Annotated in this window: 13 protein-coding genes and 1 pseudogene; 4 read left to right on the forward strand and 10 right to left on the reverse strand. The window is 44.8% G+C overall.

Going from position 1 to position 15590, the window contains the following annotated elements:
* Positions 1-193 precede the first annotated feature (193 nt).
* The 5 genes from secF to queA all read right to left on the reverse strand — a co-directional run bounded on the left by secF (position 194) and on the right by queA (position 5853).
* The gene (gene secF / locus AB6E30_RS21070) at positions 194-1141 is read right to left on the reverse strand and encodes a protein translocase subunit SecF (RefSeq protein ID WP_017062837.1); all 948 of its coding nucleotides are present in this window, start codon (positions 1139-1141) and stop codon (positions 194-196) included.
* A 14-nt stretch (positions 1142-1155) separates the two neighbouring features.
* Positions 1156-3012, reverse strand: coding sequence for a protein translocase subunit SecD (gene secD, locus AB6E30_RS21075; RefSeq protein ID WP_081325187.1), 1857 nt, complete (start codon positions 3010-3012; stop codon positions 1156-1158).
* Between the two features lie 20 nt (positions 3013-3032).
* A complete protein-coding gene (yajC, locus tag AB6E30_RS21080) occupies positions 3033-3362 on the reverse strand; it encodes a preprotein translocase subunit YajC (protein WP_010440492.1) in 330 nt (109 codons plus the stop codon).
* Positions 3363-3473: 111 nt separating this feature from the next.
* Positions 3474-4610 carry a tRNA guanosine(34) transglycosylase Tgt gene (gene tgt, locus AB6E30_RS21085; RefSeq protein WP_017056177.1) on the reverse strand — a complete coding sequence of 379 codons (1137 nt, stop codon included), beginning with the start codon at positions 4608-4610 and terminating at the stop codon, positions 3474-3476.
* A 190-nt stretch (positions 4611-4800) separates the two neighbouring features.
* Positions 4801-5853: a tRNA preQ1(34) S-adenosylmethionine ribosyltransferase-isomerase QueA gene (queA, locus tag AB6E30_RS21090; protein WP_372105121.1), complete on the reverse strand. Its 1053-nt coding sequence runs from the start codon at positions 5851-5853 to the stop codon at positions 4801-4803.
* Between the two features lie 334 nt (positions 5854-6187).
* On the opposite strand from queA, the gene AB6E30_RS21095 reads away from it, so the two are divergent.
* Positions 6188-6634: a CBS domain-containing protein gene (locus AB6E30_RS21095; RefSeq protein WP_017062524.1), complete on the forward strand. Its 447-nt coding sequence runs from the start codon at positions 6188-6190 to the stop codon at positions 6632-6634.
* A 69-nt stretch (positions 6635-6703) separates the two neighbouring features.
* On the opposite strand, the gene AB6E30_RS21100 is transcribed toward AB6E30_RS21095, so the two are convergent.
* Positions 6704-7609, reverse strand: a complete 906-nt coding sequence (locus tag AB6E30_RS21100; protein ID WP_017062525.1) for a hydrogen peroxide-inducible genes activator — start codon at positions 7607-7609, stop codon at positions 6704-6706.
* Between the two features lie 210 nt (positions 7610-7819).
* On the opposite strand from AB6E30_RS21100, the gene AB6E30_RS21105 reads away from it, so the two are divergent.
* The 3 genes and pseudogenes from AB6E30_RS21105 to AB6E30_RS21115 form a co-directional block, all read left to right on the forward strand.
* A complete protein-coding gene (locus AB6E30_RS21105) occupies positions 7820-8428 on the forward strand; it encodes a peroxiredoxin C (protein WP_372105123.1) in 609 nt (202 codons plus the stop codon).
* Positions 8429-8739: 311 nt separating this feature from the next.
* Entirely contained in the window at positions 8740-9483 is a 744-nt protein-coding gene (locus tag AB6E30_RS21110; RefSeq protein ID WP_017070676.1) for a copper homeostasis protein CutC, read from the forward strand.
* A gap of 146 nt (positions 9484-9629) precedes the next feature.
* Positions 9630-9893, forward strand: a pseudogene (locus AB6E30_RS21115) (hypothetical protein); the annotation flags it as partial.
* A gap of 9 nt (positions 9894-9902) precedes the next feature.
* Here the strand turns inward: AB6E30_RS21115 and phoU are convergent.
* From phoU to AB6E30_RS21135, 4 genes are all read right to left on the reverse strand, one after another.
* Positions 9903-10601 carry a phosphate signaling complex protein PhoU gene (phoU, locus tag AB6E30_RS21120; protein WP_076656418.1) on the reverse strand — a complete coding sequence of 233 codons (699 nt, stop codon included), beginning with the start codon at positions 10599-10601 and terminating at the stop codon, positions 9903-9905.
* Positions 10602-10675: 74 nt separating this feature from the next.
* On the reverse strand, positions 10676-11494 hold the full coding sequence (gene pstB, locus AB6E30_RS21125) for a phosphate ABC transporter ATP-binding protein PstB (protein WP_372105125.1): 819 nt from the start codon (positions 11492-11494) through the stop codon (positions 10676-10678).
* On the reverse strand, positions 11495-13204 hold the full coding sequence (pstA, locus tag AB6E30_RS21130; protein WP_372105134.1) for a phosphate ABC transporter permease PstA: 1710 nt from the start codon (positions 13202-13204) through the stop codon (positions 11495-11497).
* 111 nt (positions 13205-13315) lie between these two features.
* On the reverse strand, positions 13316-15532 hold the full coding sequence (locus AB6E30_RS21135; protein WP_372105127.1) for an ABC transporter permease subunit: 2217 nt from the start codon (positions 15530-15532) through the stop codon (positions 13316-13318).
* Positions 15533-15590: the final 58 nt, after the last annotated feature.

The following is a 15590-nucleotide window of genomic DNA, read 5'->3' on the forward strand; positions in this document are numbered from 1 at the left end:
ATACGAGATACGAGATACGAGATACGAGATACGAGATACGAGATACGAGATACGATCAGGATGTCTCTTAGTGAAATGAAGTTCAACATACTTCAACGCTAAATTGTATTGAGCTTCCCTAGAATACAGACGTAAAAAAACCGCTAGTTGCCTAGCGGTTTTTTTGGTTTAGCGAAACTTATTAAGCCAAGGCCTAAGGCATCTCGTCAAACTCTTCACCTTCTTTGTCCACTTGTGGTGGCATTAGGTGTTCACGCGTAATACCTAACTTCATAGCCAGTGCAGATGCAACGTAGATAGAAGAGTAAGTACCAACCGTAATACCCAGTAGAAGTGCAGTCGCGAAGCCGTGAATCATAGCGCCGCCCTGAACGAACAGTGCGATAACTACGAATAACGTGGTACCAGAAGTGATCAATGTACGGCTCAATGTTTGTGTGATTGAGCTGTTCAGTACTTCAGGTGCTTCACCCTTACGCATCTTACGGAAGTTCTCACGGATACGGTCGAATACAACAATGGTATCGTTGAGGGAGTAACCGACGACCGTTAGCAAGGCTGCTACGATGGTAAGGTCGACCTCAATTTGCATTAGAGAGAACACACCCAGAGTGATGATAACGTCGTGCGCCAGTGCTAATACTGCACCCGCAGCCAAACGCCATTCAAATCGCACTGATACGTAGATCAAGATACAGATAAGAGAAACTAGAATAGCAAGGCCACCCGCTTCTGTTAATTCGTCACCCACGTTAGGACCAACGAACTCGATACGACGCATTTCAACTTGCTCACCAGTACCATTCTCAATTGCAGAAAGGATTTGGTTACCAAGCGTTTCGCCCGCTACGCCATCACGTGGACGTAAACGAACCATCACATCACGAGCTGAACCGAAGTTCTGTACCGTTGCATCACCAAAGCCTTCGGCTTCTAGTGCACTACGAATATCAGGAAGGTGTGCCGGTTGTTCAAAACCAACTTCAATCAGAGTACCGCCAGTAAAATCTAGCCCCCAGTTCAACGATTTCGTTGTTAGGGTGAAGATAGCAGTACCAATCATCAAGATAGAAAAAACAAAGGCAACCTTTGACCAACGCATAAAGTCGATCATTTTGTCTGCTTTTAGAATCTGAAACATATTAATTCCTAGCCTTAGATCGACAGTTTTTTAACGCGTTTGCCGCCATACATCAGGTTCACGATACAACGTGTTCCGACAATAGCTGTAAACATTGAAGTCAAGATACCGATAGACAGCGTTACCGCGAAGCCTTTGATAGCACCAGTACCCACAGCAAATAGAATAATTGCTGTTAGTAGTGTGGTGATGTTGGCATCGGCGATTGTGCTGAATGCGTTCGCGTAACCTTGGTGAATCGCTTGTTGTGGACTGCGTCCATCTCGAAGCTCTTCACGTATACGCTCAAAGATCAGAACGTTCGCATCAACCGCCATACCGACCGTTAATACGATACCGGCAATACCTGGCAGGGTCATGGTAGCCCCCGGAATCATCGACATCACACCGATAATCAACACCAAGTTAGCCATTAGCGCAACGTTCGCAATCAGACCAAAGCTACGGTAGTAAAGCAGTGTAAACAGCATTACAGCAGCCATACCCCAAACCATCGCCATGATACCCATATCGATGTTTTGCTGACCCATAGATGGACCAATGGTACGTTCTTCTACAATCGAGATAGGCGCAATCAATGCACCAGCACGCAGTAGAAGTGCCAAGTTATGAGCTTCAGCCGTTGAATCGATACCCGTAATACGGAAGTTACGGCCTAGCGCAGATTGAATCGTCGCTTGGTTAATCACTTCTTCGTGCTTACTCAAGATAACTCGACCTTCCGGTGTTTTACGACCGCTGTCTTTGTACTCTGCAAATACCGTTGCCATTAGCTTACCGATATTCTGACGAGAGAATGCAGACATCTTGCTACCACCTTCGCTGTCTAGCGAGATGTTAACTTGAGGACGACCATATTCATCAACACTTGAGCTTGCATCAGTAATACTTGAGCCGCCTAGAATAACGCGCTTCTTAAGTACCACAGGACGACCATCACGATCTTGCTTGATTTCGCTACCCGCAGGGGCACGACCAGAAGCGGCAGCGGCTAAGTCAGCACTGCTATCCACTTCACGGAACTCAAGCGTCGCGGTAGCACCAAGAATTTCTTTAGCGCGAGCCGTGTCTTGAACACCAGGCAATTCCACTACGATACGGCTAGAGCCTTGACGTTGAACCAAAGGTTCAGCAACACCAAGTTCGTTAACACGGTTACGTAGAATGGTAATGTTTTGCTCTACCGCATAGTTGCGGATTTCTTGAAGACGAGCCTCTGTGAAGCTAGCAACCAAAGAAAAACGACCATTAGATTCAGAATCTACAAACGTCATGTCTTGGTGCTTAGATTGCAGTAGCGATTTCGCTTCAGCAAGCTGCTCGGCGTTACGTAGAATCACTTCAACCGCATCTTTACCAGATGGGCGAATTGCACGGTAACGGATTTTTTCTTCACGAAGTTCGCTACGGAACGCTTCTTCTTGTTGGCCAACCAGCTTTTGCATCGCAGCGTCCATATCCACTTCCATCAAGAAGTGAACACCACCACGTAGGTCAAGACCAAGCTTCATTGGTGCAGCACCAATAGATTCAAGCCAATCAGGAGTTGAAGCAGCTAAGTTTAAAGCAACGATTACGTCTTCATCTAATGCTTCAGTGATGACATCACGAGCACTAATTTGAGAGTCTGTATCGTTAAAGCGAACAAGAATGGAACCGTTTTCTAGAGCAACGGATTTAGTAGAAAGGTTTTCAGCTTCAAGAGCATTGGTGACAGCATCCAGCGTAGACATATCTACAGAGGCGCCGCGCGCCCCTGTAACTTGAACTGCCGGATCTTCACCGTATATATTCGGAAGTGCGTACAACGCAGCGATGGCGATAGTAAACACCACCATCAGGTACTTCCATAACGGGTAACGGTTTAGCACAGCGAGGATCCTCTAGCTGTTTATAGAGATTTCAGAGTACCTTTTGGTAGCACTGCTGTAACGAAGTCTTTCTTGATAACTACTTCGTTGTTTGCATTCAGTTCGATAGCAACGTAGTCGCTGTCTTCTGCAATCTTAGTGATCTTGCCAATTAGGCCGCCGCTTGTAAGAACTTCATCACCTTTGCCCATAGAAGACATAAGGTTCTTGTGCTCTTTAACACGCTTAGCTTGTGGACGGTAGATCATGAAGTAGAAGATCACAGCGAACATACCTAGCATGATAAGCATTTCGAAACCGCCGCCTGCTGGTGCACCTTCTGCTGCTGCGTGAGCTTGAGAAATAAACATTTAAAACATCCTCTATTTATATTTTCGTAATTGTTTGTCTAATTGGGTCGCATCCCTTTATTTTCAAGCCCCATCACTCGGAAGAGAGATAGGGCTCGCAAAAAAGAAATACTAAGATTCTTTACCTAGTGGTGGCACTTCACGCCCCATTCTTGCGTAGAACTCTGCAACGAACTCTTCAAAGCGGTCTTCATCGATAGACTGACGAATGTCTGACATTACTCGTTGGTAGAAACGCAGGTTATGAATCGTGTTCAGTCGAGCACCTAGGATTTCGTTACAACGATCCAAATGGTGTAAGTACGACTTGCTGTAGTTCTTACAAGTGTAACAGTCACACTCTGAATCTAGTGGTGTTGTATCGGTTTTATGCTTCGCATTACGGATCTTGATCACACCTTCAGTCACAAACAGGTGGCCGTTACGTGCATTTCGCGTTGGCATTACACAGTCAAACATGTCGATACCACGGCGAACACCTTCAACCAAGTCTTCCGGTTTGCCTACGCCCATTAGGTAACGTGGCTTATCTTCTGGCAGTTGAGGACATGTGTGCTCAAGAATGCGGTGCATATCTTCTTTTGGTTCGCCTACTGCTAGGCCACCTACTGCGTAACCGTCAAAACCAATTTCTGTTAGGCCTTTAACGGATACATCACGAAGGTCTTCGTACACGCCACCTTGAACGATACCGAACAGTGAGTTCGGGTTTTCTAGTTTGTCGAAGTGGTTACGTGAACGCTCAGCCCAACGAAGAGACATCTCCATTGAGTCTTTTGCTTCTTTGTGTGTCGCAGGGTAAGGCGTACACTCATCGAAGATCATTACGATGTCTGAACCTAAATCTTTTTGGATTTCCATAGACTTCTCAGCGTCCATGAAGATCTTGTCACCGTTTACAGGGTTACGGAAATGAACACCCTCTTCAGTGATTTTACGCATTGCACCTAGGCTGAATACTTGAAAGCCGCCTGAATCAGTCAGGATAGGACCGTGCCAGTTCATGAAATCGTGCAGGTCACCGTGCATTTTCATGATTTCTTGACCAGGACGTAGCCATAGGTGGAATGTGTTACCTAATAGGATTTCAGCACCTGTGTCTTTTACTTCTTCAGGTGTCATACCTTTAACAGTACCGTAAGTACCTACAGGCATGAATGCTGGGGTTTCAACGGTACCGCGTTCAAACTGAAGTTGACCACGACGTGCGCCGCTATTAGTTTTTTTAAGTTCGTATTTTAGTTTCACGAAGCCTCCAATATGCCAGAGAAACAATCTGACTGTTAATTCAGAACCTTAGGCCAAACAAAAGTTCAGTCTAGTGGGTTCTATGAGGAGCGGTCGCGTATTCCTTGCGAGAGATTAGACAGACACCCTGCCCGACTCCTAGCTTACTGCTAGCACCCGTAAATTTTTGTATCGCTTAAACCTGCTTAAATTAGCTCGTTTTCTTATTGATGAACATAGCATCGCCGTAGCTGAAGAAACGGTATTCGCTCTTCACTGCGTGATCGTATGCGCCCATCACATTGTCGTAGCCAGCAAATGCACTCACCAACATAATCAGTGTTGATTCTGGCAAGTGGAAGTTGGTAATCAAGCAATCCACCAACTGGTATTCATAGCCAGGGAAGATGAAGATTTCTGTATCACCAAAGAAAGGAACGAGCTCAGTGCCTTTCTTCAATGCATCTTGAGCTGCACTTTCTAGTGAGCGTACTGATGTTGTACCAACAGCAATAATACGGCCGCCACGGGCTTTTGCTGCAGCTACGGCGTCAACCACTTCTTGCGGCACTTCAACGTACTCAGCATGCATGTGGTGATCGTTAATATTATCAACTTTTACTGGCTGGAACGTACCAGCACCAACATGAAGCGTCACGTAAGCAAACTCAACACCTTTTTCTTTCATGTCAGCCATTAGCTTGTCATCAAAGTGAAGGCCTGCTGTTGGCGCTGCAACCGCACCCGGCTTTTCATTATAGACAGTCTGGTAGCGCTCTTTATCTGTATCTTCATCAGGACGATCGATGTAAGGAGGCAGTGGCATGTGACCAACACTGTTAAGAATCTCTAAAACGCTTTGATCAGATGTGAAATGGATTTCGAATAACGCATCGTGACGCGCCACCATTTCAGCTTCATATTCATCGTTCTCACCAAGGAACAACTTGGTACCCGGCTTCGGTGATTTAGAACAACGAACATGCGCAAGAATGCTTTTCTCATCAAGCATACGTTCAACCAGCACTTCAAGCTTACCGCCTGATGCCTTGCGACCAAATACACGAGCTGGAATCACTCGAGTGTTATTGAAAACAACAAGATCGCCTGGCTCAACCAAGTCTAAAACGTCTTTAAACGAACCATCAGCTAGGTTACCGCTGTTGCCATCTAATTTAAGCAGGCGGCTTGCTGTACGCTCCTCTTGAGGGTAGCGAGCAATGAGTTCATCTGGTAGGTCAAAGTGAAAATCTGAAACTTGCATGTGTCTAGTCTTGTCTTAGTTGATGAGATTTGTGCCGTTGACGAATCATAAATCGTAGTTGCTGGATAATCGTTACGGTAAGTCAATCGTTACCAGAAACACATCGCAAACACGACTAAAAATTTCGCAGTGGGCTAGTATAGGCACACGAGCCGCAATAGCAAGGTTTACAGCACTGGATTATTGTAAAGAGGCGTAAAATAATGCGACTGATTCACCTCCTCAAGCTAAAGAATTAGTTGCATAAAACTCACCCAAGAATGCGTCAGATCTCAGTTATTTTTTGGATAAAAAACTATAGTAATAGCAACAAATAAAAAAGAAGGAGGTTCGTATGATCAAGGTTGAAGATATGATGACTCGCAACCCTCATACCCTATTGCGCTCACACTCACTGGCCGATGCTAAGCACATGATGGAAGCACTTGATATCCGCCATATTCCGGTCGTCGATTCCGACAGGCAACTACTAGGTGTCGTCACACAACGAGACGTTCTCGCCGCTCAAGAATCCAGCCTACAAAACATCCCACAAGCTCAATCTTTTACTCTTGCTACTCCCCTCAACGACATCATGCACAAAAGTGTTATGTCGGTAGAGCCGCGTGCAGGATTAAAAGAATCGGCTATCTACATGCAGAAACATAAAGTGGGCTGTTTACCTGTCGTAGAAAACCACGAACTAGTAGGCATTATTACAGACAGCGATTTTGTCACGATAGCGATCAATTTACTGGAGCTGCAAGAAGAAGTAGAGCCAGAAGAAGCAGAAGTAGAGTAACGCTCGGAATTGATATAAAGAAGAGCGGCCAATTCAGCCGCTCAGAGGGATTGTTGTCGCAGCGGATTATTATAGAAGCTCAGATACCACATCCGCTAATTGATGGAATGTCTCACGACGCGAAGAGCTTGGTCGCCAGACAAGGCCAATATCTCGGTAGGCCTGCTGACCAGGAGGATCGATCACAACGAGATTCTGGTTTTCCAATAAACCGTGGTCGATCGCCATTTGCGGAATAAAGGTGGTTCCTAAACCATTGGCCACCATTTGCACCAATGTGTGAAGGCTCGTCGCAGTGAACGGGTTGATCTTCTCTTTATCCGTTAACTTACAAGCCGACACAGCATGCTCGGTTAAGCAATGCTCGTTCTCCAACAAAAATACAGATTCGTCTGGCAGGTCATCGTATTTAATCGGAACGCGAATACCATCAGCTTGATTGCGACTGATCACCATCCGGAAAGGGTCTTGCCCAACAACTTGGCTTTCCATATTGTCGATATCGACAGGCAAAGCCAGAATCAGCACATCTAAGTCTCCATGACGCAGCGCAGCCAATAGGTTGGTCGTTGTGTCTTCACGTAACAGCAAATTTAATTGTGGAAAGCGCTGGTTGGCTTCCTGTACCAAATCGCACAAAAGGAACGGCGCTATAGTAGGAATACACCCGACTCGCAGCTGCCCTTGCATCGCATCCCCGTTACATAGATTTCCAAGCTCTACGAGATCTTGTCCTTTCGCTAGTAGCTCTCGACCGTGCTTGACCACCAGCTCACCTGCTTGCGTGAAAACTAGCGGGCTCTTTTTATCTTTCTTCTCATAAAGCGGGCAACCAATCAGCTCTTCTAGGTTTTGAATGCCTTTACTTAGCGTAGATTGACTGACGAAACAGCGATCTGCGGCATCACTGAAATGACGAGTTTCGTGAAGAGTAACAAGATAGTGAAGTTGCTTAAGACTTGGCCATTTATTCATGAAATTACTTTGTAATATGAGTAGGATAAGTTAGGTAAAGGTCATTCGACCTAAGGACAGGACAAAGAATAAGCTTATCGCTTTTTTCGATTAACTTAATCTATTTAATTCGCTTTTTTCTATAGTACCGATTGTACTATAGTTTGTCCCGTAGAAACGGAGCCCAAACAAAGATGTGTTGGGCCAACTAATTTTTTAGGAGATTCCAAAATGGTACTAGTAGGTCGTCAAGCCCCTGACTTTACTGCAGCAGCTGTTCTAGGTAACGGTGAGATCGTTGATAACTTCAACTTCGCAGAATTCACTAAAGGTAAGAAAGCTGTAGTTTTCTTCTACCCACTAGACTTCACTTTCGTTTGTCCTTCAGAGCTAATCGCTTTCGACAACCGTCTTGAAGATTTCCAAGCTAAAGGCGTTGAAGTAATCGGTGTTTCTATCGATTCTCAATTCTCTCACAACGCATGGCGTAACACTGCTATCGCTGATGGCGGTATCGGTCAAGTTAAATACCCTCTAATTGCTGACGTTAAGCACGAGGTCTGCAAAGCATACGATGTTGAGCACCCAGAAGCAGGCGTTGCTTTCCGTGGTTCTTTCCTAATCGACGCTGACGGTCTTGTACGTCACCAAGTAGTTAACGATCTTCCACTAGGTCGTAACATCGACGAAATGCTACGCATGGTAGACGCACTAAACTTCCACGAGAAGAACGGTGAAGTTTGTCCTGCACAATGGGAAGAAGGCAAATCAGGTATGGACGCATCTCCAAAAGGTGTTGCAGCATTCCTATCTGAGCACGCTGACGACCTAAGCAAGTAATTACCTCTTAAGCCCGAACTCAACGCGGGTTAATGGTTGGAAGATTCTCTTTAAAGAGACATAAAGCATAAGCTAATAGCGCAAAGCGCACCGCCAATCAGTTAAGAAGTAAAGTCCTATTAAAAGCCCGAAGTTAACGCTTCGGGCTTTTTGTTTTCCCCCTCCTCGCTCCCCTAGACTGACTCTTGTAATAGATAATTGAGGTAGCGATAAACCTAAACTTTACCTCTATTTTCCCTTATCCCCATCTATTCAGAATCACACCTAGATTGCTATTATTTCATCAGTATCTTTTTGAACGGATAAACACGATGAACACCGAAATTGAAGTCTGTATCGATAACTTAGAATCTCTTCATACCGCACTATCTGGTGGCGCGAATCGAATTGAGCTTTGCTCTTCATTAGCACTTGGCGGATTAACTCCAAGCTTCGGAATGATGAAACAAGCGGCAATAGTTTCGTCGGTTCCGGTCTACGCTATGATACGCCCAAGACAAGGCGACTTCATTTTCGATAACGACGATATGCTCTGTATGCTTGAAGATATTGAAGCTTGCGCAAATGCAGGATTGGATGGGGTCGTACTTGGTGTGTTAGCGCCGAACGGAAGTATTGATATGCCAAAGATGCAACAACTGGCTGACAAAGCGCACTTGTTAAAGCTTGGGATTACCTTCCACAGAGCCATCGATCAAAGCTCTGATTTCCAAGCAGCATTAGAACAAATCATTACACTTGGATGCGAAAGAGTCCTGACATCAGGGCTTGCTGCTAATGCTGAGCAAGGTATCGATGTATTGGCTGCAATGGTCAAACAAGCCGATGGACGAATTGATATCATGGCGGGGGCTGGCGTTAACGCTGCGAATGCCAAAATGATTCAAAGCGCTACCCAAGTACCTGCTCTTCACCTTTCAGGTAAATCGACAAGGCCGAGTCTAATGGAAAACAACTCAAGTGCTCAAATGGGCAGTGATGATATTGATGATTATCAGATACCAGTAACTGATGCTAGCAAGATATCCAGTGTGAGAGCCGCCCTCACCGCTTAGGGCAATAGTCGCCAGCATAAATCCAGAGAACCTCGCTGACTAATCTAACTGACTGACGTATATTAGATTTAATAGCGCAGAAAATTTTCATGGATAGATATGGCTAAAGACTTATTCAGCTCTCTTGATTTAAACCTGTTACGAAGCAAAACATGTTTGGAAGAAACCAAATCCACGGCTTTCAGGCTGAAATTGGCGTGGCAAGTTATGACGGTACGAAAACGCGCTCAGGCGAAGTAGAAGAGAAAACAACACATGGTATAAGCCTAGGCGGGGCCTACGTTTACCAAGCGACACCAATGCTTGGATTACGTGCTGGTGTTGATATGAATATTTTTGATCACAACAAAACCTTTGTGCCTTACGACACAACGGTCAATTTCAATCTTGGTGCAATAATTAGCTTCTAAAGATAAGCTCTATTTGAGTGCGTCATCAAGGCTTTGATCGCCTAGGTGACGTACATCTTTACCCTTCACAAAGTAAATAATGTATTCGCAGATATTTTGGCAGCGGTCTCCCACTCGCTCAATCGCACGCGCTGACCACATCACCTGCAAAATATTAGGAATGTTCTTAGGGTCTTCCATCATATAGGTCATTAACTGACGAATAACGGCCTCGTACTCCACATCCAACTTATCATCAAGCTTGTGAACTTCAGCTGCCGCATCAACATCCATACGAGCAAAAGCATCTAATACTTGGTGAAGCATGGTGATAGCCTGACGGCAAAGAGGCTCTAAAGATACGTGGAATTTCTGCTCTTTGGTTGAAGGGATCTCAATAGCACCTTGCGCAATTTTAGAAGCAACATCGCCAATACGTTCCAGATCGGTAATCGTTTTGATGATCGCCATAATCAAACGCAGATCCTTCGCTGTCGGCTGACGCTTTGCAATGATTCGAGTACAAGCCTCATCAATCGACACTTCCATCGCATTCACTTTGTGGTCATCACGAATCACTTTTTTGGCCAATTCAACATCGTCTTTATGAAGCGCCTGCATTGCAAACGAGAGTTGCTGCTCCACTAACCCGCCCATGGTCAATACATGAGTACGGATCGATTCTAACTCGACATTGAATTGCCCTGAAATGTGGCGACCGAAATGCATACTTGCTCCTTGAAAGAAATGAAGAAAGCCATTTTTGTAGAGTGACTTAGCTCTAGATGACACCTTTGGAGAGGTTAGCCATATCTACCAGTAATGTAGTCTTCCGTCTGGTTTTTCAATGGAGACGTAAAAATTGAGTCCGTATCTGAGTACTCGATCAATTTTCCCATATGAATAAAGGCAGTATGGTCACTTACACGCGCGGCTTGTTGCATGTTGTGGGTAACAATCACCACTGTGTATTGTGTTTTGAGATCGTTGATCAACTCTTCAATCGTCAAAGTAGAAATCGGATCGAGTGCCGATGTCGGCTCATCTAACAACAGCACTTCAGGCTCAATCGCAACCGCACGAGCGATAACCAAACGCTGCTGTTGACCGCCAGATAAACCAAAAGCATTCTCATGCAACCGATCTTTCACTTCATCCCATAACGCAGCAGCGCGCAGAGAGCGTTCAACCGCATCATCAAGGTCTCGGCTGTTGCTAACGCCTTGTAGCCTCAAGCCATAAACCACATTCTCATAGATAGATTTAGGAAAAGGGTTTGGACGCTGGAATACCATACCCACACGGCGTCGTAAGGTCGCAACATCCACCTTAGGGTGATAGACGTTCTTGCCATGAAGCTTCACTTTCCCGGAAACCTTACAGCCTTCAACAAGATCGTTCATGCGATTAATGCAGCGCAGCAGAGTCGACTTACCACACCCAGATGGGCCGATAAATGCGGTCACTTGTCCTTTAGGAATCTGCATTGAGATATCATCGAGCGCTTGGCTTTCTTTATAATAAAGATTCAACCCTTCAATTGAGATAGCGGTTTGCTCGTCAGTTAGGTTATGAACATCTAGTGGAGCTTGGTAACCCAAGGTTTCATTAATTGAGAACATTTAATCTTGTCCTAAGGTTCGATATTTTTCACGCAAGTTATTACGGATATTGATGGCTGTTAAATTCAAACCAACGATCACCGTAACCAGTAAAAATGAAGTCGCATACACTAAAGGTCGTGCCGCTTCGATATTCGAAGTCTGAAAACCAACATCGTAGATATGAAAGCCTAAATGCATGAACTTTCTATCTAAGTGTATGTAAGGGAACTGACTATCAACAGGCAAACTTGATGCGAGTTTAACAACCCCTACTAACATCAATGGGGCAACTTCTCCCGCAGCTCTAGCAATCGCTAATATTAACCCCGTAATAATCGCAGGGCTTGCCATCGGTAACACAATACGCCATAGCGTCTCAAATTGAGTTGCACCAAGCGCTAAAGAGCCATGTCTTACAGAGCTAGGAATTCGCGTCAAACCTTCTTCTGTTGTCACAATAACAACCGGAAGCGTCAATACCGCTAAAGTCAGTGCAGACCAAAGCAGTCCAGGAGTCCCAAATGTTGGAGCAGGTAAACGCTCTGCATAAAATAAGCTATCGATTGATCCGCCAATGGTATAAACAAAAAAGCCTAAACCAAAAACACCATATACGATCGATGGAACACCCGCCAAATTGATCACGGCAATACGAATTAAACGAGTCAATGCGTTACTTTTTGCGTACTCATGTAGGTAAATAGCCGCAACAACGCCTAAAGGCATCACTACGATCGACATCAGTATTACAAGCAACACAGTACCAAAAATAGCAGGAAAAACCCCGCCTTCAGAATTGGAGTCTCGCGGATTTTCAGATAAGAATTTCCAAACTTGCTTACCCCAATGCCCGACCTTTTCAGGATAAGACATTTTATTGGGATACCAGTAATCCAGTATATGACTGAGCGGTATTTCTACCTTTTCGCCTGTCATATCTTCCACCAGCAAACTTTCCACATTCAATTGCGTTCTGAGATGCTCCAGCTTTAATTCGGCTTCATCTAATTGACGGTTTAATTCAAGTTTGGTTTCTGTATATGTTTTAAGATAGTCATCACTCACTGACTCATTTAGCTCTAGCTTACGCTTTTCTAAGCGCAGGTTTTCCAATTGCCAGCTGATATTGCGAATTTCTTGGTTCACGACACGCGACGTTTCTTTACGTAGCGCATCAGCGAACGCCAAGCCTTGTTCGAGCTTTTGGTCTATGTTCGAATCAAAGGTGCCAGAAGCGGTTTTAAAACCCACCGGCTTACCAAAGAAATAACCACCTCGACTTCGTTCAATCACAACCCAATCAAGCGGGGTAGTGGGTTCACGTAAGTTAACATCCAGAATAGAAACAAAGTCCGCAGGGTACAGTTCTCTGTTAGCAACTTTGATGCTTAAGCGCTGTATCAGCCCAGTCGACAAATTTTGAGGAGACAAAAGGTCATGGACTTGTGGAACTTGCTCTATCGGGATGTATTTTCGTTCATATAACTGACCAACCAATACATCTTGTTTTGATACGGTTTCGTCAAGATCGACCACTAGCGATAAGTCTTTGGAGTCAACTTGCCATTGATACAAAGGTGCGGGCCAAAAATAGGTTAAGCCCTTCCAACCAATCAGCAGCATTAGGCCAAGAACAGAAAGCATACTGATGCTCACCGCCCCGCCCGTAAGCCAGATCCACGGAGAGCCCGATTTAACCCAAGATAATAATGACTTCAGTTTATTCATCATGATCGACCTTGCTCTTGGCGTGCTGAAATCAAGGAGCTGCAAAGATCAAGAGACACGCTAGTCAAGCCACTAAAAGCCATTGATACACATTGAGGCAAACCTTTAAAACTACAGCGCACGATATTTATCTCTCAGTCTTTGTCTAACCCACTCAGCAACTGAGTTCACCGCGAATGTAAAGATAAACAGCAAGAGTGCAGCCAAGAACAGCAAGCGGAAATGAGAACCACCCACTTCTGATTCTGGCAGCTCAACAGCAATCGTTGCCGATAAAGTTCTCATCCCTTCCAAAACATTCCAGTCAAGAATTGGGGTGTTACCTGTCGCCATCAAGACGATCATGGTTTCACCAACTGCTCGCCCTAGGCCCATCATAACCGCAGAAAAGATACCTGGACTCGCCGTCAATAGCACCACATAAATAAGCGTCTGCCACGCCGTCGCACCCAACGCTAATGACCCATCAGACAAATGTTTAGGTACAGAGAAAATAGCATCTTCAGCAATAGTGAAAATCGTTGGGATGACCGCAAAGCCCATAGCAAAACCAACCACTAGCGCATTGCGTTGGTCAAAGTCGATACCATAGCTAGCCAAGAAGGTACGAATATCACCACCAAATAACAAGGCTTCAATGTTGTTTCCACCAGCAAACACCGCAACCACTGTAATCACCAATACCGGAATCAATATCAGAGCATGCCAACCGTTAGAGAAGCGACCCGTTACCCTCTTCGGTAAACAGAACCAAACAAGTCCAGTCAACAGTGTGCTCAGTGGTAATAGCATCATTAATGAGAAGACAGCCGTTAAATGTGTTTCAACGATTGGAGCAAACCAAAGCCCAGCCAAAAATCCGATGATCACGGTTGGAAGAGCTTCCATCAGCTCTATCGAAGGCTTCACCACTCTTCGCATGCGTGGAGACATAAAATAAGCGGTGTAAATAGCTCCGAGCACAGCAACCGGCACAGCAAACATCATCGCAAACAGAGCGGCTTTGATAGTTCCGAATGTGATAGGTACTAAACTGAATTTCTCTTCAAAGTCATCATTCGCCGATGTTGATTGCCAAACGTATTGCGGCTCAGGGTAACTTTCATACCAGACCTTTTGCCAAAGCGAGGAGAATGAGATTTGTGGGTATTCATTGTCGACTTTAGCCACACTGATGATGCCATCAATCAACGTTGCCAGATGCAGTTCATTGGCAGACATAGCGGCTAGTTGTGGTGATTTATCAAATGCGCGTTCAAACAACGACAGCTTTTCACTGGTCGTATAGTGGCTTTGTAATGTGCCGTTCTTATAGAAGCTATAAAAACCCTTTCTATAAGTATCAGGAAGAATAAACTGCACTTGTTCAGCAAGTTGGAAGTCTCGAATATGGGTCAGGCTACGCTTTTCATCTTTGAGTACATCGAACCATTGAGAAACCTGTCCGTCCTCATGCGTAACCAACAACGAGTATGCGCCAGACAATAAATCGATGCTTTTCACGGAATGCTTCGCATCATTTAAGCTAAGATCAATCACTTCACGAACATCAAAACCGTTATCTGATAGTTTCAAAACAACCAAATCCGATTGTGCTCGTAGGTATAAGGTTTGCCCATCAGGTGTGACAAGCAGTTGCTGCTGCAAGCCCAACTTATCCGATAGCCATTGGCTCTTCTGAAAAACATACTGACCAGTAAGGTCACTCTGATACCACTTAACCAAGACTCGTTGGTCACTTAACTGCGCGGCAACCGTAATCCCACGTCCATTTTTAGAGAATGCGAATTTGTCGATCGTCGCCCCATTTGAGGGTTCATCATTTAAAAACGGTTCAGGGAGAGTGATTTGCTCAATTTTAGGTTCGGCTTCGCTGCCCTTTTTCAGCACAGGCGCACTATACTCAGGATAGAAAAAAGTAAGATTGCTTGCGCTGTCGGCAAAGGCAAACCAGTTTTCAGATGGGGTATTTCGAGAAAAGGCGATGGGGTTGGCTACAACATCACGCTCAAAGTAAGAGTGTGTATTTTGAGACTCTAAATCCCAAAACTGTACCAAACCGGATTTTTCGATAGTAAATGCATGTTGACCATATTCATCAACCGATAAGACGATAGGCTCTTCTACGGCAACGGTCTTTACGGCTTGGTCTGTCTCTAAACCAGTATCTGAAAATACCGGTAAAATGACCATTGCCAAGTAAACAAAGATCAATACTAGGGCAGCTAGAACACTGACCGCGCCACATGTCACCGAAAAACGGACGAGACGATCTTTCAACCATCTTTTTTTGTCGCGCTCTTTCAATGAAAATTGGGCTGATGCCATCTGTTTATCTACCTTTTTTTAGCTACTGACATAATATGTACGTTAGATGACAATTATA

The sequence above is a fragment of the Vibrio sp. 10N.247.311.12 genome, assembly GCF_041467515.1.
Taxonomy (GTDB): domain Bacteria; phylum Pseudomonadota; class Gammaproteobacteria; order Enterobacterales; family Vibrionaceae; genus Vibrio; species Vibrio crassostreae_C.